Consider the following 24,841-nt stretch of genomic DNA (forward strand, 5'->3'; position numbering starts at 1 on the left):
ATTGGGTTTAGTAGAGTTAATGGGGACGTGGTAAAAATCCGGGCAGTAAGTTACTGCCCGGATTTCGGATCTGGTATTACCTGATCACGGCCACTTTGTGTGTGCTGATAGTGCCGTCGAACAGGGTCATAGTTATGGTGTAGCTACCCTGTTGAAGCTTAGAAACATCAATCCCTTCGGAAGTTAGTTTCTGGCTCTGGTAGATCTTTACACCGGCAGCGTTATGTAAAACAACTTGTTTGATCTGCTGATAATTGCGGACCATCAACCGGTCGCTCACCGGATTAGGATAAGCGGTCAGCTGTGAATGCACATCCAGGCGAACGCTTCGGATAGAGCTATAAGCGAAGGTTTCGTCCAAATCAATCATTTTCAGGCGGTACAGGTTCTGGCCATTTACTGGCTGCGGATGCACGAACGTGTAGCCCACCTTCACCCTGCTTTCCCCTGTGGCCAGCACCGTCCCTACTTTCTTCCACGCTTTGCCATCAATGCTATGCTCGACCTCAAAGCGGTCAGAATTCGTCTCCTCGGTCGTCAACCATGCAAGCATAGCAGCACCTTCCTGGATACGCGCTTCGAAGCTCACCAGCGTAACTGGCAGCGGTGCACCCCATTCCAGGCTGTAAATCGCTGGAGTGCCTTGTACACCAGCCGCATCTACCCAGGCATATTCGAACGAGGTGTTGATATCGCCAATCGTTTCTTCAGTGAACTGCACCTGCAATTTAAGCGGATCAAAGTTCCTGATTTCCACGCCGGCCATAACAGGCTGGCCATTATAAAGCAATGTAGTATTGGTCGGCAATACCGTGATTACCACTGCCTTGCCAGACAACGAGCCGCTTGTCGGCTGGTCTTCCGGATCACTACCGGTCAGCTCAGGCAGGTTTCCGCTCAGGTTGGTGATCTGGCCTACGACCGGTTGCTCGATGATCCGGTGGTACGGATCGGCCGATGGCGCCACTTCGATGCCGAAATTGGCATTGGTGACGTTTACATTCAAGACCGTCACATTGGTCAGGATACCATTGACGGCATCATCACTGCCTGCGCCTACCCCAAGGTTCTCGCCCATATTCAGCCAGCCGTCCGGAAGCGATGGCGTAGTAGAACCGGCTGCGGTCTGGTGCAGAACAATGCTGTAAGTTCCCGGAGAAGTAATTCCGAAATCGAAAGATCCATTTGCGTTGACAGGGACTGTTTTTATGGCCGCGCCCTTGGAATCGAGGAGCGTCACGTATAACTCAGAAGGTATTGAAACCGGGGAAGTCGTGTTCACGGTCACATCCTTTAACCCATTGGCATCATGAAAGACATTACCCGACAATGAAACTGGGGCTAGGCATTCCTCTGGCGCTCTCATCATCACATTAACGGATCTGACCAGTTGGCATTGACTTGCATTGTCAGTTATAGTTACTGTATAAGTGCGTGGAGAATTCGTGGTCACAGTCGGCTTGGCGATAAATGCATTGGACAGACCAACCGATGGGCTCCATGCGTACGAATAGCTGCCCGAAGAGGTGACATTCAATGGCAAAGCAGCCGAAGTACCTCCACAAATGGCTATATCTTCCACGGTTGCTGCTATGGTGTTGGGGTTAACCACAACCACCACTTCCTTGTAGTTACTGCAACCAGTTGTCAGGTTCGTTTGCGTCAAACGGTAGGTTTGTGTTGAAGTAGCTGCCACAGTAGTCGACGTACCGTTGGGACTGGCCACACCGGTCACCGGGCTCCATTGCCAGGTTGTATTGGCAGCAGGGGCGCCTACCAGCGAGAGCGTCGCAAGGCCTCCTTCACAAATCGCCGTGTTACCTGTGATCGAGAAGTTCGCAGGGGTATTGACCGCCACCACTACCTGGTCAGTTACTGTACATCCGTTCAGGGTGACGCTCACTGTATAGGTTGTTGTGACTGTCGGCCGCACTGTTGGCTGAGCCACATTGGCAGGGCCTACAATTCCCGCGCCTGTCCACGAGTAGGTAGCACCCGCTATCGCGGTCGTACCGATTACGGTCGATTCTCCCGGGCAAAGAGTCGCATCTGACCCCGCATTAGCTGTTGGACTAACCTTTACTTCGTCGGTAAACACACAGCCGCTTGGCAAGGTAACAGTAACCGAGTAGGTCATTTCCCTGGTTACCGTTGCTGTTGGATTGGCGGCCGTGGTGCTGTTTAAACCTGTGGCTGGCGCCCATAGGTAGGTCGCTCCCGCTCGTGGGGCTGGATTACCTGCCGCACCATACCCGATCGCGATTGGTCCCGCCGGGCAAACGTTCTTGTCCGTCAGTTCGAGCCCGCTAACCTGGTTAACAGTTACTGTAACCTGGTCAGTAGCGGGGGTGGTACATCCCGGATAGCTTACTTTGACAACATAGGTCGTGGTAGCTGAGGGATTAAGCACGGTTGGGTTAGCGATAGCATTACTGCTCAAACCGGTGGCAGGCGTTACACCGTCTGCCATAAACCATTCGTATTGCGCAAACGGCTCGGCTTCACGACCTAGCTGGACCGGCTCTCCCTGACAGGTAGTTACCGCCGCACCCGCATATTCTCCCGCAGCAATTGTATTGCGAAGAACAACGGTGTCTTTGGCAACGCAGTTGGACAGCGGATCAGTGACCGTCAGGATAAAACTTTGTGGTGCCGTCGCGGCAAACTGGACCTGGGGTTGGGCATCAGTCGGACCGGTGCCGTTAGTCCATGCAGCATTGGAAGGCTGCCATGAGTACGTCCAGTTCGTGCCGTCCGGTGCGGGGCTTCCTAAGGTAACGGTTGCCCCGTTACAAACGGTGCGGTCGTTGCCTGCATCAGCCACCGGCGCCGCTACGTTCACTGTTACCGAGGCCTGGTTAGTACAGCCGGTAGCAGTTTCAGTTACTTCTACAATGAACTGCGCCGTGGAAGCAACCGTGGCCGTTGGATTGGCAACAGTAGCACTGCTGAGCCCTGCCGCAGGTTGCCACAGATAGGTGAAGCCCGATACGGGCGCATTACCAATCTGGACTGCGGTGTTTGGACAGGTGTTCTTGTCCTCGGTTGGGAAAGCAGGCAGTGACCACCCTGGCCGGTTAATAACGATCGACTTGCTGCAAGTGATGCTGGCATCGTACTTGTTGGTCACTGTTAGGGTGATTGTCGCCTGCGAAGTGGAAGTGATATTGACCGAAGAAGCCCGGTAATTGTCCACCAGATTTGCAGGGCTCCACGAGAAATTGTAGTTAGCAACGTCGCCAATGGTAGTTCCCAGCTGCAAGGCAGTCGTGCCAAACACTTTGGGACAGTCCTGCGCAGAGAGTGTTACGATTTCGAAATCACAACCCTGGCCCGCACAAGCCTGTACGAGTACATCGGCGGTACAAGAAACGCCATTCAGCCTTACTGTCCGGCGGAACCTTGTCACGCCAGTATTGCTTTTCAAATAAGCATCCTGACCGGAATTTGCGGTTTGCAATACTGTTCCACTTCCCGAAACAACAGTCCAGGTATAGGTTGCGCCCGCGGCGTTATCCTCACCCGCATGGCGACTCCATGCCGGGCCGCAGATCGTCTGATTCTGATCAGTAATCGCTGAGTTCAGGACTGATACTTTTACTTCATCAGTAAAGGTACAGCCGGTTTTTACAGCAGATACGGTGTAGTTGACCGACCCGCCTTCCACAGCGGCCGTCCCTGCGCTAAATACCGGGTTTGCAACCTGCGAAGCAGACAAATATTGGCCTGGTGTCCATGTGTAAGCAAAAGTGTTATCGGCTGTGCCGCCAAGGTTCACCGAGGTGTTTTTACAAATTGTTTTATCAGTACCTGCAAAGGCCAGCGTACTGTTAGGCGCATTCACCGGTGTAATAGTCACGTCATCGGTGGTCGTACAAATTGCGCCGCTTTTTTGGCGAACAGTGACGGTTAAACGGTAAACTGTCGCCAACGTTGGGTTTGCGATCGGCTGCGCACAGGTCGTACAGCTCAATGTAGAGATAGCAGCGCCCGAAACCCGTGTCCAGCTATAAGAAACCGATGGGCTCGAAACAGGCGGTGTCCCGATTTGTACCCCACCCGCACCCTGGCAGATCGAGCGGTCTGGCCCCGCGTTGGCGATGGCTGGCACAATCGTTACCTGATCAATGTCTTTACAGCCGGCCGCGTCGGTTACCTGCAAGGTGTAAGTAGTTGCCTGGGTCACCGCCGGGGTAGTAAAGTTGGCTGCGCTGCCTACGACCGCTCCTGATGTGCTGCCGGTATACCATTGATAGCTGTAAGGGCCTGTCCCTCCGGTGGCTGATCCGTTCAGGGCCACGGTGTTGCTACCAGTGCCACAAACAAACCATTGCGGGCCGTTTGCATTGGCAATCGGCGCTGTATTGGCACCGATGTTTACAGTGGCCACTTGTGAGGCCCCTACTGAATCCAGCTTGCAAAAGAAGTTTTTGGCAAAGACAAGACGCCGGTAGTACAAAGTTTCACTGGAAGAAAGTGGCTGCAAATCCTTGAATACCTCACCAGGCATATCCTCCCAGGGGCCGGTCGCTGCGGTTGCTTTTTGCCACTGGTAGCTGATGGTGGTAGTATAGCCGGATGGGGCCGTTACGCCAACTGCATTACCTGCGATCACCTGCGGGATACCCAGGCTGCAGGCATCCTGGGTCATAGGCGTAAGGGAGCTGGAAGCCACCGCAAAACCATCAGGGAAAGGCTTCTCACTCAACTTGATAACAAAGCCGCTGGTGCCTGTCGTGATTATATTATAGACGCATTCGTTCGGATCAAAATCACTGGTTTGCTGAAAAGTGCCGCTGACAATGATTTCCCCGCTCTGATTGGCCGTCATCCGGTAATTAGTTTCACCGCCGGTGCCCCCCACCGATCTGGCCCAAACAAAGTCTCCGGCAGGGGTCATTCTGGCGACGTACACGTCACTACTGCCCTTTGAAGTGAGTGTCGTACTACCCATTGTAGCACTCCCCGAGTACATCCCGGTCATATACACATCGTTGTTAGCTGCCAGGGCCATTTCACTGACGCCAGTACCCACCCGTTTGACCCAGGCGCGTGTGCCGTTGGGGTTTAATTTCACAAGGTTCATCCCCGTCCCGTTCGAGTAGTCTCCGGCGTAGACAGCCCCTGTGGCATCAGCCAGGACAGTCCGGAACTCATTCATCTCGGTGGAAACGTTCGACCATGTCAGGACACCTGAACTGTTTAATTTGGCCACAAACGCACCCGCAGCGATATTGCCGATCCCGGTTGTGCTGCCACCCGACCGACCGGCGATATAAATGTTCCCGGCAGCATCCGTATTTACCGCGTGAATCATATCGGAGCCTGCCCCTCCGACTCTTCTTGCCCATAGGAAAGTACCGGCAGTATTGATTTTCGTAACAAAACCGTCCTGGGCGCCCGCCGAAGCAAGAGAAAAAGTACCGAATGTGGCGGTTGCTGGGCCCATATATCCCCCTACAATCAGGTTACCAGTGGGATCAAAGGACAAACCCCATGCATAATCATTTCCTGCACTACCCATTCGCCTGGCCCAAACATAGTTTCCGTTTGTGTCCAGCTTTAAGAGGAACGCATCTTGGTCCGTGCCGGCACCTCCGGTGGTAACCAGGTTGCTTACCCCTGCATTGGGGTCAAAATCCACGGTTTCTCTGAAGTAGCCGGTTACATACACATTCCCGGCAGGATCAGCAACCAGCTTGTGGCCACGGTCATCGCCGGCGGCTCCAATCCGTTTGGCCCACAGGTACCGGCCAAACTGGTCATATTTGGCAATAAAAATATCCCAACCACCAGCCGAAGTAAGGTTGGCAGTGGCTGCGGCAGGGTTAAAATCGGCCGTGCCCTGGAAATACCCCGTAACATAGACGTTTTTAGCAGCGTCAGTGGCAACGCCCTGCACATCACAATTTTGCGCTGTAAGGAAACCGTCGGCCCATTGTAGCCCCACTTCCTGTGCGTGAAGCCCGGACTGCGTAATTAAAAACAGGCACAAAGCCAGCCCCATTGCAAGCATGCGCCTGACAAGGGTGTGCATTGTTATGCCATGCCCGCTTGTTCGCGGTGTTGGTCTTTCTAGTAGAAATTGTTTCTGCATAATTCAATTTTGTTGGTAAAAAATCCGAACTACATTAAAATCAACTACTTGTTTTTTCATAGGCTTTAGATTTGTTGGTAAGAAAATAGAACGATAGGAATGGAGCATAAGCACCTCTCAGGGCCATTCGGCATATCAGTTGTTATAAATAGTTTGACGTCATTGGGCCGCCGCAGGTGGATACTGGCTGCGAACGGCCTTGACTGTCATGTCGGATCATCCGAATGCCCAGACGCCGATCATATTATGATACAGCCGTACAACTATTTTGATAAACAAATCTAAGGAGTTGCTACTAAACCCATTGTGGAGATCATAGCAGGACAATCAAGAGATATCCAGACGAAATTATAGAATAAATTCTACACAATTTTCTACATGAAAGTATATCAGAGATGAAACATTCTGTCGGTGAGCTTTCCAGGTTCAATTCTTGGTGGCTAGTACAGGAGATTAACAGAATTACAAGCGCTATTTCGCAGCTCTTCTTGCGCGCCACTTTCACATTTGATGTACCGATCCGCTGTTTATATTCCTATATAAAAAAGCAGAAACGGCACGACTGCCGTTTCTGCTGAAATATTCGACAAAGAATTTCAATGTGTTTCCGGCTTAGGATAAGTGTCCCGCCGTTGATACTTCTAGATAGAATTACTCGATTCACAGCAGATTCCGGGCCCAAGTAAGCATCAATAGTTTACGCAACTAGGCCCTTAATAGCTTGTCAAGTTGTTACTGACTTATAGTGAATACAAAAAGCCAATGCTTAAAGCTTGTGCAAATTGCACTTTATCGCTTTGGTCATCATCATAGACCATTATGGCCCCTAAATTAACGTTTACATATTTATTCACTTTCGCAGTAAGCATGGCGTCCAGCCGGTTATCGATATTGCCTGGACGTTTGAAGCTAGAAAATAGCAGATACCTGAATTTCAGGTTCACGCTTTTGGCGATGTCTTTGTCAAAGTTGGCAACAATCTGTATCAGCGCCGCTTCGGTTCTGACCCTTTTTCCAATTGGCACCCCGTAATTATTCTGATTAGGTGTATTTACATACAAGTTCTTGTCAGCAACTATGGTTTGCCTCAATGCCAAAGGAGCAAAATCGATGAAGAAATACGGAACAGGACGGTATTCAATCCCGAGCGCTTCCGTCAGATATGCGGGGGAAAGAAAACCGGAAACCTTTCTTTTCACATCTGAGGAGTCGGGATTGGAGGAGTAGGTGTGCCCCGCGGCAAACTGTGAGAGAAAGTTGACGTTGGCAAAAAGGCTCCAGACGGTATTTAGAGATCGATTATACTTAGTGTCATAAAATATCCGGTCTACATTCTTCCGGCTCTTCTGTCCTTTATTGCGGACAATCCCATACTGAGACTGGAAGTCGTTTCGCCATGCGTTCTTTCCCTTAATCGTTTCATTTAGTGCATTGAAAAACAAGCCCAATGCAATGGAGTTCACTCCACCTCCTGTCCAGTTCGAACTGAACGAACCTTGGTTCATATTAGCCCCGAACTCGATCTTTTTCCAGGTAGTATCACCTGAGACTTTAAGCTTGCTTGCATTAACCGGGTTGCTTAGATCAACCTTTTGGGCGAAGCCCGGTAATGCAAGCGTAACAGAAAATAAGCCAATTAAGATTTTGTATTGTAATTTTCCACCCATTCTGTAATATTTTGAGACATTGTTAGGCTATTTGTCAGTATACGTGTATGCAGTAAAATAAATCCTGGCTGGACGAAAAATAGTATTTTACTCTTCCGAGATCCCAAGAACTTATTCTTTGGCCAAGATATGCTTATAGAATAGCCCTGCAAGCAGCGCGCCGACAACCGGAACGATCACAAAAAGCCATAGTTGGTCTATTGCCCATCCTCCCACAAAAATAGCCTGACTGATGCTCCGTGCGGGATTAACCGATGTATTCGTGACGGGTATGCTGATCAAATGTATCAGTGTTAAGCCTAAACCGATTGCTATACCTGCGAACCCAAAGGGTGCAGATGGATAAGTTGACCCCAGAATAATGATCAGAAAAAGGAAGGTCATTACTAATTCAGTGACCATTGCAGCGGCCATACTGTATTTGCCTGGGGAATGTTCGCCGTAGCCGTTTGCCGCAAAGTCGCCGATAGCACTCCCGTTGCCAGTGACAATCACGTAAAGTATTGCGGCACCAGCGATTCCCCCGAGTACCTGGGCGATAACATAGCCTAAAAGCGACTTCAATTCAAAGCGCCCCCCGGCCCAAAGGCCAATTGAAACGGCTGGGTTTAAGTGTGCACCTGAGATATGACCAAGCGAGTAGGCTATAGTAAGTACTGTTAATCCGAATGCCAGCGATACGCCTAAAAGGCCTATGCCGACCTGGGGAAAAGCGGCTGAGAGCACCGCACTACCACAGCCGCCAAGGACAAGCCAAAACGTGCCAATAAATTCGGCAATATAATTTTTCATGTTAGATCTACTTTTTAGGTGAAAAGTCTATTTTAAGTTTCTAGTAAACGGCTGAATCAAAGTGTGAAACTTTTTAAGATGCAGAACAGAATCATTGGTATAATGAATTTTGATACTCTTTCAATTGTGATCTGGAAACCCGCAGCGATGTTGGTAATGCTCTTGCGTGATCTAGAGGTGACCTTGATCCTATTTACCAGGTTAATAAACCCGTTTCCGTTTTGTACCAATACCATTTAACATCACCAGATGTTACTGGACGATGATAAGGTTTTCAGTCTCGGGTGTAGAGCCCGAGTCTTTTTTATTATACGGAACAAAGAATTATGTAAGTCAGCTGCTCACCCAAGTTTTCACTATAAGTGCCGGAGAGGAATATATATGGAAATGGAGCAATTATTTTTTCATAGGCATGAACAGGTTAAATGTAGTGAAGGTTACAATAGATACGTGGCAATAGATTTCTTCAGCTGACCAGATAACAGGGCAGCGTTTAGTTAGTGATGATGTGTGCGCACTGGTGTGGAACAGTTTAAAATTCGGCGTAAGCAGTAGGGTTACTATTCAAAAGAATCGGGTAAATCTGGTTAAGTTATCGAACTATTTAATATCTCAAAGCTACACAAACTATTCACTGAGGTAAAAAATGTTGTCATTATTTGTTATAGAGATTATTCTACAAGTGATGGATATACGCTATATGGATTGACCAAAGCGCGATTGTTTGTTATGCTTATTCCTTACGAACGATGGTCAATATACGTTATAAAACGTGGCCCGTCCTAGTTCTAATCTTTTGGCAATTAACTGAATGAATATATTTTGCAAAGTCAATTAAACAGGATTAATCACCATGCACACTGGTCGCTAGTACGTGATCAAGAATTAACAACTTCCACTGATAAAAGTATAACCCACAGCCAGAGTAATGAGCCGGCAACAATAGTAAAAATGATTGTCCATATCATTGGGAATGGGTTATCATCTAAGTGATATTCTAAGTTTTTGTCCATATGCTTACAATTGAAAGTTTGAGGGAATATTTAGTAAACAGAATTTCTTAAATGCATCGTCTATTTTTTACCGTCCGCAGCCTTGATAACTAAGTTGCTTACATTTAATTATTGATCGGCAAGCGAAACAGTTATATGCCACATGTCTCCCGAATTCATCACCTTGCTTGTCCCCCACACGCCCGGCCCACCATCTGAACGCAGGTAAACACCCAAGACAATTTTTGTGAGCTGCTTGCCTTTGAAAAGTATACTGCCACATGCAGCTCCTCCATCACAGTCACCGGTTATTTGCGCCCCACGATGTACAATCTGGTTTTGATCGATTACGAGCTGCTCGTTACCAGATAGCTTATAAAGCTGCACTGAGGGCGACAACAATGCGAATTCAGTAGCAAAACCAAGCCGTTTGCCGCCAAAGTTAGTAGTCGCTCCGAGTCCTGCGAATGATATAACGGGATCACTGACTGGTCTGCTAAATTCTAATCGAAGCTTCCCATAATAGTAGCGACTGGAATCGGTTTTAGGTGCATTAGCAAGCATCAATGGCTTTGCAGATAGAAATATCTGCAATCCGGGGTTTGCACTCAGGCTTACCCCTTCTCCTTTTGGCCCCTCGGGATGGGCTGTAAAGACGGTTCTTGATCCATCCGAATAATGATAATCTGTATTTAAGATGGGTGCAGGTTTTGTGTGGTTTACGCTTGCGCCAGACCCTGCGCCAAAGGTCATGCCTGTGACATGCTGCGGCACATTCGTATAAGTCTGGTCGTCCAGGCTCACGGTTACCGAGAGATCGTTGAGTGGTTTTTGATACATAATGCCTTTATCGAAGGCACCATCCTTGTTTGTAAAGAAATGAAGGGTTTGCGGGATGGAAGTTGGTCCTTTTGCAATTGGCGGAGGAAAACTGTTGTGCGTGCCATCCTGCACTAATTCGAGTGTGTTTTGAGCATTCACATTTGCTATGAACATCATCAAGCTACTGAGCAAACTGAAAGGTAGCCTGGCTTTTTTCTTCTGCATACAAACAAATAACTATGGAGCAATACAATGTCCGCTGATTTTAAATTGATCGACAATTGGGCTGCATACAAGAAAAATATAGGCGTCGCGAAGCTAACGAATTGTTGTAATTGTATTCAAGATAACCAAGACTCAATGACATCGACTAACTAAATGTCTACTTTCAAAATACTTCTCAAAAGTATGTTATCCTCCGCGGATTTCTGATAGAAAGTTGACGATAGCTCTATCGATATAAATCGACAAATAGGCTTTTTTTTCTACATGCCGCGTTGTTTACAGCCATGTAGCCCCTCGACGCATGTTTGAAATAGTAGGTTTGCTTTTGAGCTTTCAATTTCAAGGATTTATAAGTCAGAATAACCACCTCCTGCCGAAATTTTTACGGTAATTCCTTAGTAATTAAATCACAATTGCTGGCTAGGCCTCTTTAGCAGACCAGGTCCTAATAATTGTCAATGCCTTCCCGGCAGTTTTTCATGATCTAATTGTAAGAGGCATTATTGAGTTTGCTCCTCAGACACGAGCAGATACAAAAAACGTTGCACGATTTAACAATATTCGGCCCTGAAATCACTCATGTATACTCCGATTGTTTTAATGACCCACTGTCGGAGAAGCACCGCCGTCGACAGCGTAATTTACGCCTGTTATATATTTTGCATCCGGTGAAGCCAGGAAGGTTACCAGGCTGGCAACTTCTTCGGGCTCCGCCATCCTGCCAATCGGAACGCCTACTTTGTCCATTACAGCTTGAAATGCATTGTCGACAGTAGTATTGGAAGACTGCGCAATGTTTTCAATGAACTCCAGCATCAATGGCGTTTTGACCACACCAGGCGAAACTACATTGACACGTATTCCTTTGGAGCCGAGTTCGTTGGCCAATGCTTTGCTGTATGTATTCAATGCCGCTTTTGCAGAAGAGTAAGACATTGTCATTTCCCAGATCGGCTGTTTGGCGGCACCTGTGGAAATATTGATGATAACGCCGCTTTTCTGGCTGAGCATTGATGGCAGCAATGCTTTGTTGATGCGCACAACAGACAGAAAATTCAACGCCCAGTCGTTGTACCAGTGTTCGTCTGAAAGTGCTTCAAAACCTCCGCCCGGACCCAGATTAGCACCTGCATTATTTACAATGATATCTATCCTGCCATACTTTTCCAGGATTTTACTGGCGATAGCTTCGGCACTTTCAGGTTGTGTGAGGTCTGCCGCTATGAAGTAATGTTCATTTGTATTTTCCGCAGGCTTAGTTCGTGCTGTTACCACCACCGCCGCACCTCGCCTACTTAGTTGATCAGCTATCGCCTTACCAATGCCTTTTGTGCCGCCTGTTACCAATGCAACCTGTCCTTCCAGTATTGTGTCCATGTCGTTTGTTTAAAATGAATTGCAAAATACAGCCTATAACTTTACTTTTGAAAGTAGTAACATCTTTGTATAGTAATAACAAAATGTAAAGGCTTTAAGAGAATCAGAAACTTATCATTGACAAAACATGAAAGAAAATAATGAGCGCTGCGCGCTGCAGGAGATTTTGTGCGTAATTGGAGGAAAATGGTCGATGTCGATCATCTATGCCTTATTCACCGGCACAAAGCGTTTCAGCGAATTGGAGCGGCTGATTCCAAAAATTAACACCCGAATGCTCGTCAAAGAATTGAAGAATATGGAAAGGAATGGAATTGTTGAACGCAAGGTTTTTGCAACAGTTCCGCCCACAGTTGAATATACCTTAACTCCCAAAGGCAAAAAGCTGGAGCCAAGCATCAGTGAGCTATATAAATGGGGAGTTGAGTATGTTGACAACATGCAAAAAAGCACCTAGCAAATTCCTGCCAAGTGCTTTTTAGCGGAATAAGAATGCGCTTTTACAAAATCACCATAATATCAGAATTAGGCTTGTCGCGCTTTTCGAGATATTCCCAGGAGACAATATCTTCTTCCGGATAGATGTTGCCGGTATCCTCGGGCCCCTCGTCGCCTACTGCCTCCACAAATGCTTTTGATCCTTTTTTATAAATCCCTTCTCTCGGTATCCCATTGATATCTGTAAAAAGAACCAGCGATTGGTCCTCAGGAAGATTGCTGTTTTTCATAGCCTTAAAAGTTATATTTCGTTGTTCGCAACTGCTGCTTTGTCCGTACGCTCATTCATCTCTGACTCGGATATTTCAGATTCTGACTCAGAACCTTTTTTAGTCTCAAAACCATCTGCTGTCATTTTGTGCATAAAGTTATTCGCCGAAGCTGAAAGTGCTGAGACCAGTCCCGGGTTGGCGCCCTGTAATGCTACTGCGAGTTTTGCGGATGCAGTCAATATCAGCTCATTCTCTCCATATTCAATAGCTTCGATAATCTGCTTCGCTGACTTCTCTGCTTTTTGAGAAAATAAAGGAGAAGATGCCATTGTCTTAAACCACGCATATTCAGCCTCGTGATCGCCTTTTACAAACACATTCCTGGTACTGCCGGTCTGCATCAGATTAGGGATTACGGTTGTTACCATTACCTTATCACGTTTCAATTCGGCGTGCAAGCCTTCGGACAATGCAACCATCGCAAACTTGCTGACACTATAAGGAAGCAAATGCGGTACTGAAATCTTTCCCCCAATGGAACAAATGTTAGCGATCCGGCCCTCTGACTGCTTTAAATGCGGCAATGCAGCCTTGACCATGTACAATGCAGCCCAGAAATTTACATCCATTGCTTTTTTATAATCCTGGATTTCCATCGATTCTTGCGGACCGACGATCATCGTACCCGCATTATTGATCAGTACATCGATAGATCCAAACCGCTCTGCGGCTGCTGCCACTACGTTCTGGGCATCCTGCTGTTCACTCAGATCGGCCGTGATTGCAAGTACATTAGCACCGAGACCGGTAAGCTCACGTTCCGCCTCGCCGAGCTGCTCCGGATTTCTTGAACAAATCACCAGATTAGCGCCTTTTTCTGCCAGTCCGCGCGCAAGTAGCAGCCCAAGCCCCCTGGCTCCGCCGGTTATGATCACCGTTTTTCCTGTAAAATCATAACGATTAACCCGCTTGTAAATAGTCCTGGCGGCTGCAATAAGACCTACTGCGGCAATCGCATATAAACCCAATTTCCCTGAGTCTGACATCATTTTTGTTTGCTGATCCATTTTAAAAAATGTCTTGATGAAACAGCAACCGGCTAAATTTCCATGCCGCAGAGTAGCCCTCTTACCTAATTTCCAATGTTTTTGGCAAAGACAATGAAGTGCATCCAATCGAAATTGGTCATATCATGGTCTCCTTCCCGGTTATGGTAACCGAGTGGCGGTCCGGCAATTGCTTTTTCAATGGCTGGCGGAGAGGCTGGGAGCGCAGATTTTTTACCGTAAAGTGCGTACACCTTTTCAGCATTTTTAAGAGAAAGGAATGTTCCCGTAGGATCAGCCCAGAGATCTCTGGACGCATTGGTTGCATATACCGGTCGTGGTGCAATGAGCGCGATCAGCATATGCTGGTCAACCGGCAGCTCATTTTCCTTATCGTTAAATTTCTTATAGTTGTTGTTAAACCAATGTGGAAAAGTAGCGTTGATCTTGCTGATCCGCTCTCCAAATTGTCTCCTTGCGAGCGCAGCGCCTGTGTTGCCGGAACAGTTTGTAATGCAAGCTGCAAATCGTTGATCTTGCGCGGCTGCCCACAATGAGGCTTTCCCGCCTCTTGAATGCCCTACCACAAATACCTTTTTTGCATTGATATCCGGGTCTTTTTCGAAATAATCCAATGCCCGGCTTGCGCCCCAGGCCCACGCACCTATTGCTTTCATCCCATTATCGGCCGCAAGCTGGTCGGGATACAGCTGCAAAACGCCGTTTACATAATCCTGTTTATCGTCGGGCGCCAAATCGCTGACGTGAAATGCAGCCACAGCAAAACCACTGTCAACTACCATTTCTGCCGGCCAGAATTCACTCTTTTTCTCACGGGTCGCGTCAGTATTATTCTTCCCCCGGTTGTTGATGAGCAAGAAAACCGGAACGGAAGCCTTTCGTTTATTGGGCACAAAAAGCGTCAGGTTAATCCGGACTGATTTCTGATTTTTAAAAACAGCAATTGCAACCTCTTTCAAAGTTGCGTTCCCGCCCATTGCTTGCTTGTCTTCTCTCACTACAGCGTACCTGCTGCTATCAATCTCAGAGGGCATTTGGCCATAAATGTGATCTTCAAACAACCGTAACACTTCAGGCCGCCGGGACTTTTCCCACGTATTTTTGTTTTTGATTTCCTTTCCCGCTGTGGTTTGTAAAACCGGCGGAAGGGTATAGGCGGGAACTTTGGCTTCGTCGTAGTTCTGCGCATGACCGGGAGTCAGGCAAATAAATAGGAAGAGTACTGGCAGGTATCTGAACATAATGGGCGATGATTTCTTTCTGTAAAGAAAACCACCGCCCACTGCTTATTTACTGAATAACTTACAATTTCAACTCACCCTATTTTTGGTAATAGCGATTTGAGAGCGTTTCAAATCATGATAAATTTCACTAATTCGATCTTTTAAGGAATTTACGGTCAATTACCACGCCATTCTTTTGGACAATATGCATCACAAATAAACCTGTGGGCAAATCCTTCACGCTAATTTCATTTGAATCAACTTTATCCTGTTTGTGAACTTCTTTTCCAGACATGTCAAAAATGGAAATAGATTTAATGCTCTTCATATCGAAGTCACTGAATTTAACGAGATCGCTGACGGGATTAGGAGATATATGGAAAGTTGAAAGATAAGCTGTCTTTGCGTTCACAATCTTTGAATAAGAATAACTTCCGTCAAGATCGATCATTTTCAAGCGGTAAAAATTATTTCCTGAGCTTGGCGATTTGTCCTGAAATGTATATTGAACTGTAGTCGAACTTTCTCCCTGTGCATTAACGGTACCAAGACGACCCCAGGTGCGACCATCCTCACTTTTGTGAATTTCAAAGTTTTTGCTGTTTGCTTCCGATGAAGTTGCCCATGAAAGCACTACATAATTGTTATCTGTTGTTTTTGCATTGAATTGCACAAGTTTCACAGGCATGGCAATCAGGCAATTATTCTTTACTTCAGTCAAAGTATTGCAGCCAACATCATTGCTGCCAATTATGACGGGATTTGAATCCTGCGCACCCGAAGCAGCGGCACAAATGAAGTCACCTACACAATCTGATAAGACGGGGTTACCGATGAATACAAGGGAAGAGATCAAGGTGGGTTTAAATTTCACATCATCCAATGCGTTAATATCCGATAGAAATTCGCATGCTTGCAGGCCCAGACTACTTAGGCTATCTATATTATTCAAACCGTTCAAACTTGTTACGGCGACATTGCTCAGCGCGATTTCTTCGATCTTTGTAAGATTTGCAAGCGCACTAATGTCTGTAAATGCAAAACAATTAGCTACTGTAAGGCTGGAACGTATTCTGGTTAATGAGTTGAGACCATTTACACTGGTCAGCGAAAAGTTGTCCCAAAGACTGATACTTCCCGCTTCCGTGAGATTATTACAGCCTGTGAGGTCGGTTAGGGATGTGTTTGAAATTGAAAGTCCGCCAACTTTGGTAAGGTTGCTTAGCCCATTGAGGTTAGTTATCCCATTTCCTGTAACCACAACACTGTTATTAAAAACAGAGCAATTGGGATAGGTTGTAATAAAATTATTGACCTGCGCCTGGGTTGTTAATGTAATGTTACTCGTCGGGCATTGACCGAAAGCGAATTTTACGCTCACTGTTAAAATGAGCAAGAAGTAGATTTTCTTCATTTGAATATAGTGTTAAACAATGCGACATAATTGCCCAAAAGTTACTTCAAATATTCATTATATAATACTATCCAAAGCAAAGAACTTAGCAATGCGCCAAGTTCTTTGCTTTATTACAGCCTAAGCTTTTCTCATTTATATTACCGTCGCTGATCATCACTGAATAACTTACAACTTCAACTCACCCTCTTCCTCGCCCTGCCAGTACTTGATCTGTTTTGCGGCAACAGAAATCATCGCAATTCCGGGGGTATCCAGGCCATCTTCAAACCAGGCTTCCAGCTCCTCTACCCAATGTTCCTCCATTTTCTCGCGGGTGCGGGTAACATCTGCCTTACCGGCGATTGAAATGAAAATATCATTATCTCCATTGAAACTGAGGTTTACCCCGCTATCCATTTCAATGTCACTGACCATTCTGGAACCCTCCCAGGTAAAAAAATAGGAATTGCCGTCGTACTCAACCTGACGGTTGTTACTCATTGGCCGGGATACGAGCATTCCGTTGCTGGTCGTAGTAGTGAGCATACATATATCAAGATCCTTCATGATCTCAGCTACGTCCTTCAAAGTCTTATCTTCCATGTTTTTAGTTGTTTTCTGATTTTAAATATCAAAATGGTGCCAGGTATTTTTTTCAAACCTACCCAACCTCGGCCCCTCCCCTTGTAGTTTATTTTATTGACAGGATCCACCGGATCATCTTTATACACTTAAACTTATCTGCCATGAAAACTGAGAAGATTCTTGTATTTGCAGCTGCACTTTTTCTTTTAAACCTGGCGGCTTGCGACAGCAACGAAATGAACCGAGTGACCCCGTCCGCAGATGCAGCTCGCGCTAATCGCGAAGATTCTGCTGGTACAGTGAACCCAGATAGTATTCCGTCGTTTCCGACGGATTCAATTCCGACAGATTCCATACCATCAGATTCAATTCCGACAGATTCCATTCCGCTGGATTCGGTTCGAAATGACTCCATTGCAACCGATTCTCTTAAAAAATAGTCAGTGCGGTGGGCCGCAAATGCTGCGGCCCGCCTTATTTATCTCATTTGGATAGTCTGGATCAAATATTGGCCGGTTGTCGGCGCAGGGATCGCCAGAGTCAGGAAAAACTCTACCGGCGCTTCTACCCTGTGCTTTTTGCGTTATGTAAAAATTTCTTTGACGAAAAACACGATGTACTTACCGCGCTGAACAATGGTATGATGAAAGTTTTCCAAAATATCGATCAATACGATGCAACAAAAGGTGAGTTGTTCAACTGGATTTACACCGCCGTCAGAAACGCCGCGCTAACACTCCTGCGAGACCGCAAAACGCAGCAGTTTGACTATGATGAGATTGACGACCGAATGGGTTTTGAATCCGCTGATAACCCTATTGAAACTTTATCCGCAAACGACATTCAAATTTATTTAGCCCAATTGCCCGTTGCTACCCGCCGGATCTGCGGCCTTTTTTATCTTGAGGGATTTTCGGTGAAGGAAATTGCGGAAGTCCTGGAAATTAGTACCGGGACTGTCAAATGGCATTTGAGCGAAAGCCGGACCCGGTTGAAGAAAATATTTGAAAAATCCCTGTAAGCAGTTGTGAGCAAGAAAAACGCACATATCGACAAGTACCTGACGGACAAGCTGCCAGAACCGGAAATCCCGGCTGATGAAGCATGGGCGAATATGAATGGTATGCTCGGTCCAGCAGCTGTTTCAGGCGCAGCAGGCGGCAAGTTGCTGGGCGGTCTGAAATGGGCTTCTGTGGTATTAACCGGCGTCTCTATTACTGCTATTCTCATCACAAAACTGGTTATTTCCCCCAATTCTCCCGATCAACCTGTCAGGCAGAAAGAACAGCAGGCTGTTGAATCAAAAATTAAAAGCGAAGAAAAACTACCTTCTACAATCAGCGACACTACTTATGCCAACCAAATAGCCCAGGAAAACAAAAGCACGGGTGCTATTGAGATAGCAAACAATCGGACTTTCGGAGCTGACCAAAAGCAGCAACAATCTGATGAACGAGCAGATTTGCAAGCCAGACAAGAACTTGCTGTTAACGCAGGCACAGATATGCATAAAATCGAAATTTGGGCGACCAAAAGCAGGCCGACAAATACCAGCAGCAGATCATCAAAGCAGCCCGAACCAACGCAAACGTCTGGAGACAACAAGCCCACTTCCGGCAATGAGAAAGGCGGAAGCAGGTATTCAGAAAAAAGACCAGCGGGCGGAGAAACAATCAGCTACGAGCCCGATGCAAGCGCTTCTGAAACTTTCTCGAATGCAGCAGATCACCGTAATGGAGCTACCAAATTGCAAATCAGCCTCAGCCCCATTGCAGGGACAAAAGGGAATTTTGCAGGCTCAAAGCCGGAGTTGGGCAATAAGATTACGGTAACCACCCCGGTGAAAAGTCAAAAAAGGGCTGAGAAAGAACCCGGCAGTTTTCACATCGGACTTGAATGGAACCTTAACAGTCCATTTGCGAAAACAAACTATCTTTTTGCAGGAAAAGACTCCGTGAGCAAGCCGGCGAATCTGCTGATTCCCGCACTGGTAATTTCCAGGACCTGGCGCGCGCACCAGCTCACCCTCACCGCAGCAGCGCGGCAGACCTATTTCGGGAACAACAAAACCAGCATGCAGGTAATTGATTCTACATTCGGCGACTCGTCGTTACTTTATTACAACTACAATCTGATCAAAGCCACGGGCATTCAGTTATCCCTTCAGTATCACTATCGTTTTGCACCCGCTTTTTCGGTTGGCGCTGGAGTTAACTACGCGGTTTTTTCAAATGCATTGTTGCGGCAAACAACTACAAACTGGCAGAACAAAGTCTGGGATGGTCCGCTTGCCGTGCCTTCAGGGAGAAGTGAAGTCAGTAAACACGTTAACCCTTCTCAATTCGCATTGAAAGCCGGTCTTCTCTTCCAGCCAGGGCGTTTTCAGGCAGGGTTTAATGTGATTTTACCTGTAACCAATATCTCACGCCACGCCGGATCTGACATCAAAGAACTGAATGGACAATTGTTTTTCCGGTTCATGTTCCGGTAGTATTTGACTAAGACTCAATCCCGACCGCAGGAAGAAAGCTGAGGCTATCAATTATCTAAAAACCAGATTTCATTACCCGCTATTTGCCAGTTAATGAATCTTAGTACTGCCTGGTTTCAGGATGGAAAGTTTTCCAGCTGTGCCAGTATTCCTGGTAAGCTTTGAGTGGTTTCAAATCCTCGCCGGCACCTGCAATGCGGTTACCAAGCAAGTTGTAAGCTGCTTTCTCGCTATAAATCGTATCGTTTTGCAGTCGTAGTTTCTCCTGATGCTGATTTTCAAAAGCGAAGAAGCTCTTTTTATCCGCAGCCAGCACGACTGCAACCGGCATTGATCCCACCTGATCCAGAATAAGCTGCTCTTTTTTAAGCCGGTTCCAGTCAAAAGCCTTACTTCCGTCACTGCTGATAACACCGACAACCCAGGACTTCTCCTTCCACGAAAGTGAATCCGCGCGCGTTAGTAACGACTTGTTTTTTCCCGTTTCGTACCGGCTCATAGAATCGTATTTGGCCTGGTAAGCCGGGTCGGGCTGCATGATGCTGCTATTCGGATAAAGTTTCAGCCATTGTCTTAATGAAGTTTGCGCGCTGGCAATTTCAGAGAGGATTTGGCCTTTCAGCTCGCCTGCAATTGCTTCTCCATTCGCCTGCCGCCACCAGCTTCCTGTTGTTCCGTCCTCAAACATCGCATTGAAATGGTCCATCCCGACCAGCCTGAAATGCTCTGTTTTACCATTCACGACAGGCTCAAAAACTCTTCCGGTCCGGCAAACTGTACAATAGGTAACCATGACCGGTTTCCCGCCTAAGCTATCGCGCACCTGATGGTGGTAGCCAATAAACTGAATGGGATAAGCTTTTGCTTCACCGTTGACGACCGCACCTATTACCAGCCTGTCTGCATTCACTTTATTACCAGCTGCATTCTGCATTAACAAGGTACTTGGCTGATAAAACATAGTATCTGCCGCCATTTCATAATTAGTAGCATAAGAGATCCCGAGTGCCAGTATCAGCAGCAAAACAGGCAGCCACTTCATTTTGGCTCTCAAAACACCAACTGAACCAACCAGGATCAGCAACCAGCATGTAACCCGGAAAGCCCAGCGCCAGGTATGCAGAAAATAGGCCAGGTCAATGCTGTTCATACGCTGACTGCCCGGCATTGGCATGATGAAGTAGACTTTGGCGACTTCGTAAAGTATGATCCCGATAATACCGAGATAGAAGAGCTTTTTCATGGATATAAATCTTTCCTGGTTGACAAAAGAAACAAAGAAACGCCCTTCGGCTGCGCTCAGGGTGACAATTAACAAAGAAACGGGTTCGCCATGTGGCAAACCCGTTTGCCTAATATATTAACCTATGATATTCGCTTTTAAATAGTTACTTACTGCGCATTGTGAAAATCAATGCAATCACAAAAGGTAAAGTGAACACGAGCAATGCATTCCCGAAACCACCCAGTACGCTCACCAGAGACCCTATAAAAAACACGGCAGTAGCGGTAAAAAACCGCCCGATATTGAAACAGAACCCCGTAGCAGTACCGCGAACCGACACCGGAAACAGCTCCGGAATATAGCTGGACAATGCACCCTGGCTGATACCAAAGCAAAATGAAAGCACGGCCGTTTCGAGGTAAATGATGTTGGAAAAAGTATCATTTGTCAAAAACAAAATACAGCAGGTGAGCAGGCAGGCTGTGAACACGGCGGTCAACGTTTTCTTTTTACCAAAACGATTGAGCAGAACACCCGAAAAAACACCGCCCAGAATGCCGCCCACTCCGAGAAGGATCATGATCAGTCCCCGTTCTTTCTGTCCGTTTTCCCCGGCCGCAAGTAAACTCTGAGCCCAGGTAGGAAGCCAGGAGAATATCCCCCAGAGGCCGATCAATACCGATCCGAAAATGATTGAGCCCGATATCAGGTTCAGCCGGTTTTCGCCAGTGAGCAGTTGCTGCGGTTTCTTTTCGGCAACTTTGAGGTCGCGCCATTTGGCAGACTCAGGGGCGAGCATAAAAATGACGAGCGCGGTAAGTACGGGGATAATGCCAATTCCAAATGCACTTCGCCAATCGGAGAAGATCAGGTTCAGGCTTCCGGTTGCAACGATGCCGACCGGGAAACAAACCGCCAGGATACCCAGCATAACTGCCTTCGTTTTGTCTTCCCAAATCTCTGATATGTAAACAGTAGAGATCAGCAGAACGCCGCCTACGCCCATTCCTGCGAAAAAACGGAATGCTACAAGTGCATACAAGTTGGGAACAATGGTGACCAGGCAGGTAAAGATCCCGTAAAGTGCGGTGACCAGCGTCAGCGATTTCACGCGCCCAATCCGGTCACTTACTACACCAAATAGCAGCCCGCCGCACATCCAGCCGTACAAATACAATGCATTGATGTAAGCACCTATCTCCCCCAGTCTGGCGTCGCTTACCGGTTCGCCGTTCAGCTCAGGGACAGCCACTGGCAAGAAAACGGACATCAGCGTGGAAACGGTCCCGCTGAACGTATAGCTCACAAAGCACAATGCGAATGCAAGCCATTTTCCGGAAACACTTTTAGCTTTTACACCTGTCATTTCGAGAGTTTGCATAGCTCCTGCGGGTTATCTGAATAGCTGATCGAAATTCAAACTCACGTAGTACAACCCGCCCACAGCCGGCGAACCGTAGGCCTGTACAATGTATTTGTTGGTAATGTTAGAACCGCCGACCTTCACAGTGGTTTTCAGCGAGGGAATGCGGTAGCTTACCTGGGCATCGAGCAGGTTGTAAGCCTGCACTTTGCCGGGGCGCATTTCGGTGAAGGTACCGTACCAGTCAAAGCTGCTTTGCCAGTGCCAGGCAATGTTAAAGCCGAGCTTATCAGTCAGTTTCGGGTTGCCAAAAATCACATTTGACTTCCATTCAGGTGTGTTAAATGCGGGAATGTTGTTTGCATCGGCATCTCCGATATTGAAATCGATCCAGGTTGCATTGCCGCTCAGCTTGTAGTTGCGGGGCAAAGAATAGGTAACACCTGCGCTGACGCCCTGAATGGAAACTTTGTCGGCCGCATTGGTATACAGCTGAAACAGCTGCCTGTCGGCTCCCAATAACTCGGCGGCAGCAGCAGGGTTGACCGATCCATCCGCTAATAGAATATCTGATTTAGCCCGCGCCACGACCGTATTGATCATAAAGTCGGTGTACTGGCTGTAATAGTAATTGACATCCAACAATAACTTCTTGCTGATCAAACCTTTGTAGCCTATCTCATAACTTTTCACTTTTTCAGATTTGATGTAAGGCACATTGGACTTGACCAGCTTATCCTTATTGTTCGCGACTGCCTGCGGAAATGGGATACCTTTTTGCATATCAGCACCAAATGCATTCGCAAATGCAGAGAATGATCCAATGGTTACCGAATTTTCATAGGCATTCAATCCTTGTGAATTAACGGGCGCTCCACCCAGAATGATGATCGGCCCGACATTGAGCTTGATATACTGGTCGCCGATGGTCGGGTTACGGAACCCGGTCTGGTAGGAAGCACGGAAGTGATGGTTTTCTGTGGGAGAAAAAACGGCAGAAGCGCGGGGCGTGAAGCGGCCCTCGAAATTCTCGTTTTTATCATAGCGGCCCGACAATGTAATCTTTAAATGCTCTTTCCACAGAGATTTGGAAGCTTGCGCAAATACGCCATACTCTTCGTTCGTCAGGTTCTTGTCTTTATCGTCAAAAAGCGTCCCGCCGGTATTCAGATAGTACTTCCTGTAATTTCCGCCGACCTGCAAATTGAAGACCTTCAATACAGAACTGAAATCATACATTCCTTCCACGTGCCGCAGGCTGCATTCGCTCAGGATACCCGCACCCGCCAAACCTCTGGTTTTGATCAATGCATCCTTCGCACTACCAAATTCAGCCGAACCTGGCAAAATTCGACCCTGATCGGCAAAACTGCGGGCTGCATTGTGATCTTTTGTAGCTACACCGCCGACAGTACCGTTATAAGCTGCTGCATACCTCTCAAACCAGACTGCGTCCGCTTTATCCGGCGATACAGTTGCGCCTGTCAGGTCTTTTACCCAGGTCCGGTTAATGTGCTGCCCGAGTGCGCGGGTATTATACGAATTGGTAGAAAGCTCCTGATTGGAATACGCCCTGACGTAAAAATTACTTCCGCGGAGTTCAAGTTTGTGTTGGATGAATTTAAAATCGTTGATCACAAAACGGTTACTTCCCGTATACTGCGCAGTTCCCTGGTTGAAATTGCCCTGGTAAATAGCTTCCAGCTTGTCGGTGATGCGATAATGCAAGGCCGCATTCAGTTTGAGGCTGTATACTCCGTAAGTTGCCAAATCCTTTTCTTCATAGCCCGTGCGTGATACCCGGCCGATGCCGGGTAGTGTTTGCGCCACTTCGTCTCCATAAACATTCAGCTGATTTTTACCCGGATTATTCGGACCGCGGCTTGCTTCCGGCGTGTTAGGATCAATGTCTGTATAGTCGTTTGCATACCAGTCTGTTCCTTTCAGGTAAGATGCATTGATTTTGAAAGCAAACCTGTTGTTGAATGCTTTTGCATAACGGATTGCCAGATCGTACATCGGCTTGGCGCCCTGATCAGTTCCGTCGCCAATATGATTTACGCCAAATTTCGTCTGCGCACTGAGTCCCTGGTATTCAAATGGGTTTTTAGTGCGTGTGTTCAGCATTCCGTTGAAGGCGATCGGACCGTACAATGCAGACGCAGCACCCGGTATCAGCTCGGCACTTTCTACATCAATGTCGTGCGGGCCAAACAAATTTCCCATCGCAAACCCGAGTCCCGAGGGCTGGTTATCCACACCGTCTACCAGTTGTAAAAACCGGCTGTTGCCCGTCGTGTTAAAACCTCTTGTGTTGATCTGCTTGTAAGTAAGGCTGCTCGTCACCATGTCGAGCGATTTCATATTAAGAAGTCCATCGTAAAAGTTAGCAGAAGGTGTTTGCTGAATGGCGCGAGAATCCATTTTCTCTATGCTGACCGGCGATCTCAGGATACTTTCCTCGACCCGCGACGCAGTGACCACTACCTGGCTAAGCTCCTCAATGGATGGTACCAGGCTCACTTTCAGGTCCTGGCCAGAGACAACCTCCACTTCCTGGCGCGCATAACCCACCAGTGAAATGACCAGAGTCGCAGGAATTGAAGTATTAAGCTCAAACGAACCTGCAGAATTGGTAATCGTGCCGGTATTTTTTCCTTTTACCGAAACGGATACACCGGATATCGGTTCCCGGGACTCGCTGCTGAGAATTTGACCTATTATTTTCATCGATTGCGCGACTGCTGTCTCTGAGGCACCAATGCAGAACAGGAGGAAGAGGAAGAGTAGATGTTTTTTCATACACAGT

Annotated in this window: 16 protein-coding genes and 1 pseudogene; 4 read left to right on the forward strand and 13 right to left on the reverse strand. The window is 47.2% G+C overall.

Annotated features, from left to right (window positions below; genetic code table 11):
* Window positions 1-76: 76 nt before the first annotated feature.
* From Q369_RS0125465 to Q369_RS0125500, 5 genes and pseudogenes are all read right to left on the reverse strand, one after another.
* The gene (locus Q369_RS0125465) at window positions 77-6,097 is read right to left on the reverse strand and encodes an Ig-like domain-containing protein (protein WP_084165858.1); all 6,021 of its coding nucleotides are present in this window, start codon (window positions 6,095-6,097) and stop codon (window positions 77-79) included.
* A 740-nt stretch (window positions 6,098-6,837) separates the two neighbouring features.
* Window positions 6,838-7,764 carry a DUF3078 domain-containing protein gene (locus Q369_RS0125475; protein ID WP_031530540.1) on the reverse strand — a complete coding sequence of 309 codons (927 nt, stop codon included), beginning with the start codon at window positions 7,762-7,764 and terminating at the stop codon, window positions 6,838-6,840.
* Window positions 7,765-7,875: 111 nt separating this feature from the next.
* Window positions 7,876-8,562, reverse strand: a pseudogene (gene aqpZ / locus Q369_RS0125480) (aquaporin Z); the annotation flags it as partial.
* 1,115 nt (window positions 8,563-9,677) lie between these two features.
* A complete protein-coding gene (locus tag Q369_RS0125495) occupies window positions 9,678-10,595 on the reverse strand; it encodes a hypothetical protein (protein WP_031530543.1) in 918 nt (305 codons plus the stop codon).
* 597 nt (window positions 10,596-11,192) lie between these two features.
* Window positions 11,193-11,972, reverse strand: a complete 780-nt coding sequence (locus Q369_RS0125500; RefSeq protein WP_031530544.1) for an SDR family oxidoreductase — start codon at window positions 11,970-11,972, stop codon at window positions 11,193-11,195.
* 127 nt (window positions 11,973-12,099) lie between these two features.
* On the opposite strand from Q369_RS0125500, the gene Q369_RS0125505 reads away from it, so the two are divergent.
* Window positions 12,100-12,429: a winged helix-turn-helix transcriptional regulator gene (locus Q369_RS0125505; protein ID WP_031530545.1), complete on the forward strand. Its 330-nt coding sequence runs from the start codon at window positions 12,100-12,102 to the stop codon at window positions 12,427-12,429.
* Window positions 12,430-12,472: 43 nt separating this feature from the next.
* Here the strand turns inward: Q369_RS0125505 and Q369_RS0125510 are convergent, their stop codons facing one another.
* The 5 genes from Q369_RS0125510 to Q369_RS0125530 form a co-directional block, all read right to left on the reverse strand.
* Window positions 12,473-12,700, reverse strand: coding sequence for a hypothetical protein (locus Q369_RS0125510; protein ID WP_031530546.1), 228 nt, complete (start codon window positions 12,698-12,700; stop codon window positions 12,473-12,475).
* A gap of 11 nt (window positions 12,701-12,711) precedes the next feature.
* Window positions 12,712-13,749, reverse strand: a complete 1,038-nt coding sequence (locus tag Q369_RS0125515; RefSeq protein ID WP_031530547.1) for an SDR family NAD(P)-dependent oxidoreductase — start codon at window positions 13,747-13,749, stop codon at window positions 12,712-12,714.
* 65 nt (window positions 13,750-13,814) lie between these two features.
* Window positions 13,815-14,990: a dienelactone hydrolase family protein gene (locus tag Q369_RS0125520; protein ID WP_031530548.1), complete on the reverse strand. Its 1,176-nt coding sequence runs from the start codon at window positions 14,988-14,990 to the stop codon at window positions 13,815-13,817.
* Between the two features lie 130 nt (window positions 14,991-15,120).
* Window positions 15,121-16,386, reverse strand: a complete 1,266-nt coding sequence (locus Q369_RS0125525) for a T9SS type A sorting domain-containing protein (protein WP_031530549.1) — start codon at window positions 16,384-16,386, stop codon at window positions 15,121-15,123.
* A 168-nt stretch (window positions 16,387-16,554) separates the two neighbouring features.
* Window positions 16,555-16,971 carry a pyridoxamine 5'-phosphate oxidase family protein gene (locus Q369_RS0125530; RefSeq protein WP_031530550.1) on the reverse strand — a complete coding sequence of 139 codons (417 nt, stop codon included), beginning with the start codon at window positions 16,969-16,971 and terminating at the stop codon, window positions 16,555-16,557.
* 143 nt (window positions 16,972-17,114) lie between these two features.
* On the opposite strand from Q369_RS0125530, the gene Q369_RS0125535 reads away from it, so the two are divergent.
* Genes Q369_RS0125535 through Q369_RS0125545 form a run of 3 tightly spaced genes read left to right on the forward strand, consistent with a single transcriptional unit; the run spans window position 17,115 to window position 19,444 of the window.
* Window positions 17,115-17,393, forward strand: a complete 279-nt coding sequence (locus Q369_RS0125535) for a hypothetical protein (protein ID WP_031530551.1) — start codon at window positions 17,115-17,117, stop codon at window positions 17,391-17,393.
* 8 nt (window positions 17,394-17,401) lie between these two features.
* On the forward strand, window positions 17,402-17,974 hold the full coding sequence (locus tag Q369_RS0125540) for an RNA polymerase sigma factor (protein WP_229206948.1): 573 nt from the start codon (window positions 17,402-17,404) through the stop codon (window positions 17,972-17,974).
* 6 nt (window positions 17,975-17,980) lie between these two features.
* Window positions 17,981-19,444, forward strand: coding sequence for a hypothetical protein (locus Q369_RS0125545; RefSeq protein ID WP_031530553.1), 1,464 nt, complete (start codon window positions 17,981-17,983; stop codon window positions 19,442-19,444).
* 100 nt (window positions 19,445-19,544) lie between these two features.
* Here Q369_RS0125545 and Q369_RS0125550 read toward each other — a convergent pair whose 3' ends face one another.
* The 3 genes from Q369_RS0125550 to Q369_RS0125560 form a co-directional block, all read right to left on the reverse strand.
* Window positions 19,545-20,687 carry a DUF3179 domain-containing (seleno)protein gene (locus Q369_RS0125550; RefSeq protein ID WP_031530554.1) on the reverse strand — a complete coding sequence of 381 codons (1,143 nt, stop codon included), beginning with the start codon at window positions 20,685-20,687 and terminating at the stop codon, window positions 19,545-19,547.
* Between the two features lie 145 nt (window positions 20,688-20,832).
* Window positions 20,833-22,050 carry an MFS transporter gene (locus Q369_RS0125555; protein ID WP_031530555.1) on the reverse strand — a complete coding sequence of 406 codons (1,218 nt, stop codon included), beginning with the start codon at window positions 22,048-22,050 and terminating at the stop codon, window positions 20,833-20,835.
* Window positions 22,051-22,062: 12 nt separating this feature from the next.
* Complete coding sequence (locus Q369_RS0125560) at window positions 22,063-24,834, reverse strand: TonB-dependent receptor (RefSeq protein WP_031530556.1); 2,772 nt, start codon at window positions 24,832-24,834, stop codon at window positions 22,063-22,065.
* Between the last annotated feature and the right edge of the window lie 7 nt (window positions 24,835-24,841).

The sequence above is a fragment of the Dyadobacter crusticola DSM 16708 genome, from assembly GCF_000701505.1.
Classification (GTDB): Bacteria; Bacteroidota; Bacteroidia; order Cytophagales; family Spirosomataceae; genus Dyadobacter; species Dyadobacter crusticola.

Coding starts and splice junctions, on each gene's coding strand:
- Q369_RS0125465 (WP_084165858.1), bottom strand. CDS start 6,097: ATGCAGAAACAATTTCTACTAGAAAGACCAACACCGCGAACAAGCGGG.
- Q369_RS0125475 (WP_031530540.1), bottom strand. CDS start 7,764: ATGGGTGGAAAATTACAATACAAAATCTTAATTGGCTTATTTTCTGTT.
- Q369_RS0125495 (WP_031530543.1), bottom strand. CDS start 10,595: ATGCAGAAGAAAAAAGCCAGGCTACCTTTCAGTTTGCTCAGTAGCTTG.
- Q369_RS0125500 (WP_031530544.1), bottom strand. CDS start 11,972: ATGGACACAATACTGGAAGGACAGGTTGCATTGGTAACAGGCGGCACA.
- Q369_RS0125505 (WP_031530545.1), top strand. CDS start 12,100: ATGAAAGAAAATAATGAGCGCTGCGCGCTGCAGGAGATTTTGTGCGTA.
- Q369_RS0125510 (WP_031530546.1), bottom strand. CDS start 12,700: ATGAAAAACAGCAATCTTCCTGAGGACCAATCGCTGGTTCTTTTTACA.
- Q369_RS0125515 (WP_031530547.1), bottom strand. CDS start 13,749: ATGGATCAGCAAACAAAAATGATGTCAGACTCAGGGAAATTGGGTTTA.
- Q369_RS0125520 (WP_031530548.1), bottom strand. CDS start 14,990: ATGTTCAGATACCTGCCAGTACTCTTCCTATTTATTTGCCTGACTCCC.
- Q369_RS0125525 (WP_031530549.1), bottom strand. CDS start 16,386: ATGAAGAAAATCTACTTCTTGCTCATTTTAACAGTGAGCGTAAAATTC.
- Q369_RS0125530 (WP_031530550.1), bottom strand. CDS start 16,971: ATGGAAGATAAGACTTTGAAGGACGTAGCTGAGATCATGAAGGATCTT.
- Q369_RS0125535 (WP_031530551.1), top strand. CDS start 17,115: ATGAAAACTGAGAAGATTCTTGTATTTGCAGCTGCACTTTTTCTTTTA.
- Q369_RS0125550 (WP_031530554.1), bottom strand. CDS start 20,687: ATGAAAAAGCTCTTCTATCTCGGTATTATCGGGATCATACTTTACGAA.
- Q369_RS0125555 (WP_031530555.1), bottom strand. CDS start 22,050: ATGCAAACTCTCGAAATGACAGGTGTAAAAGCTAAAAGTGTTTCCGGA.
- Q369_RS0125560 (WP_031530556.1), bottom strand. CDS start 24,834: ATGAAAAAACATCTACTCTTCCTCTTCCTCCTGTTCTGCATTGGTGCC.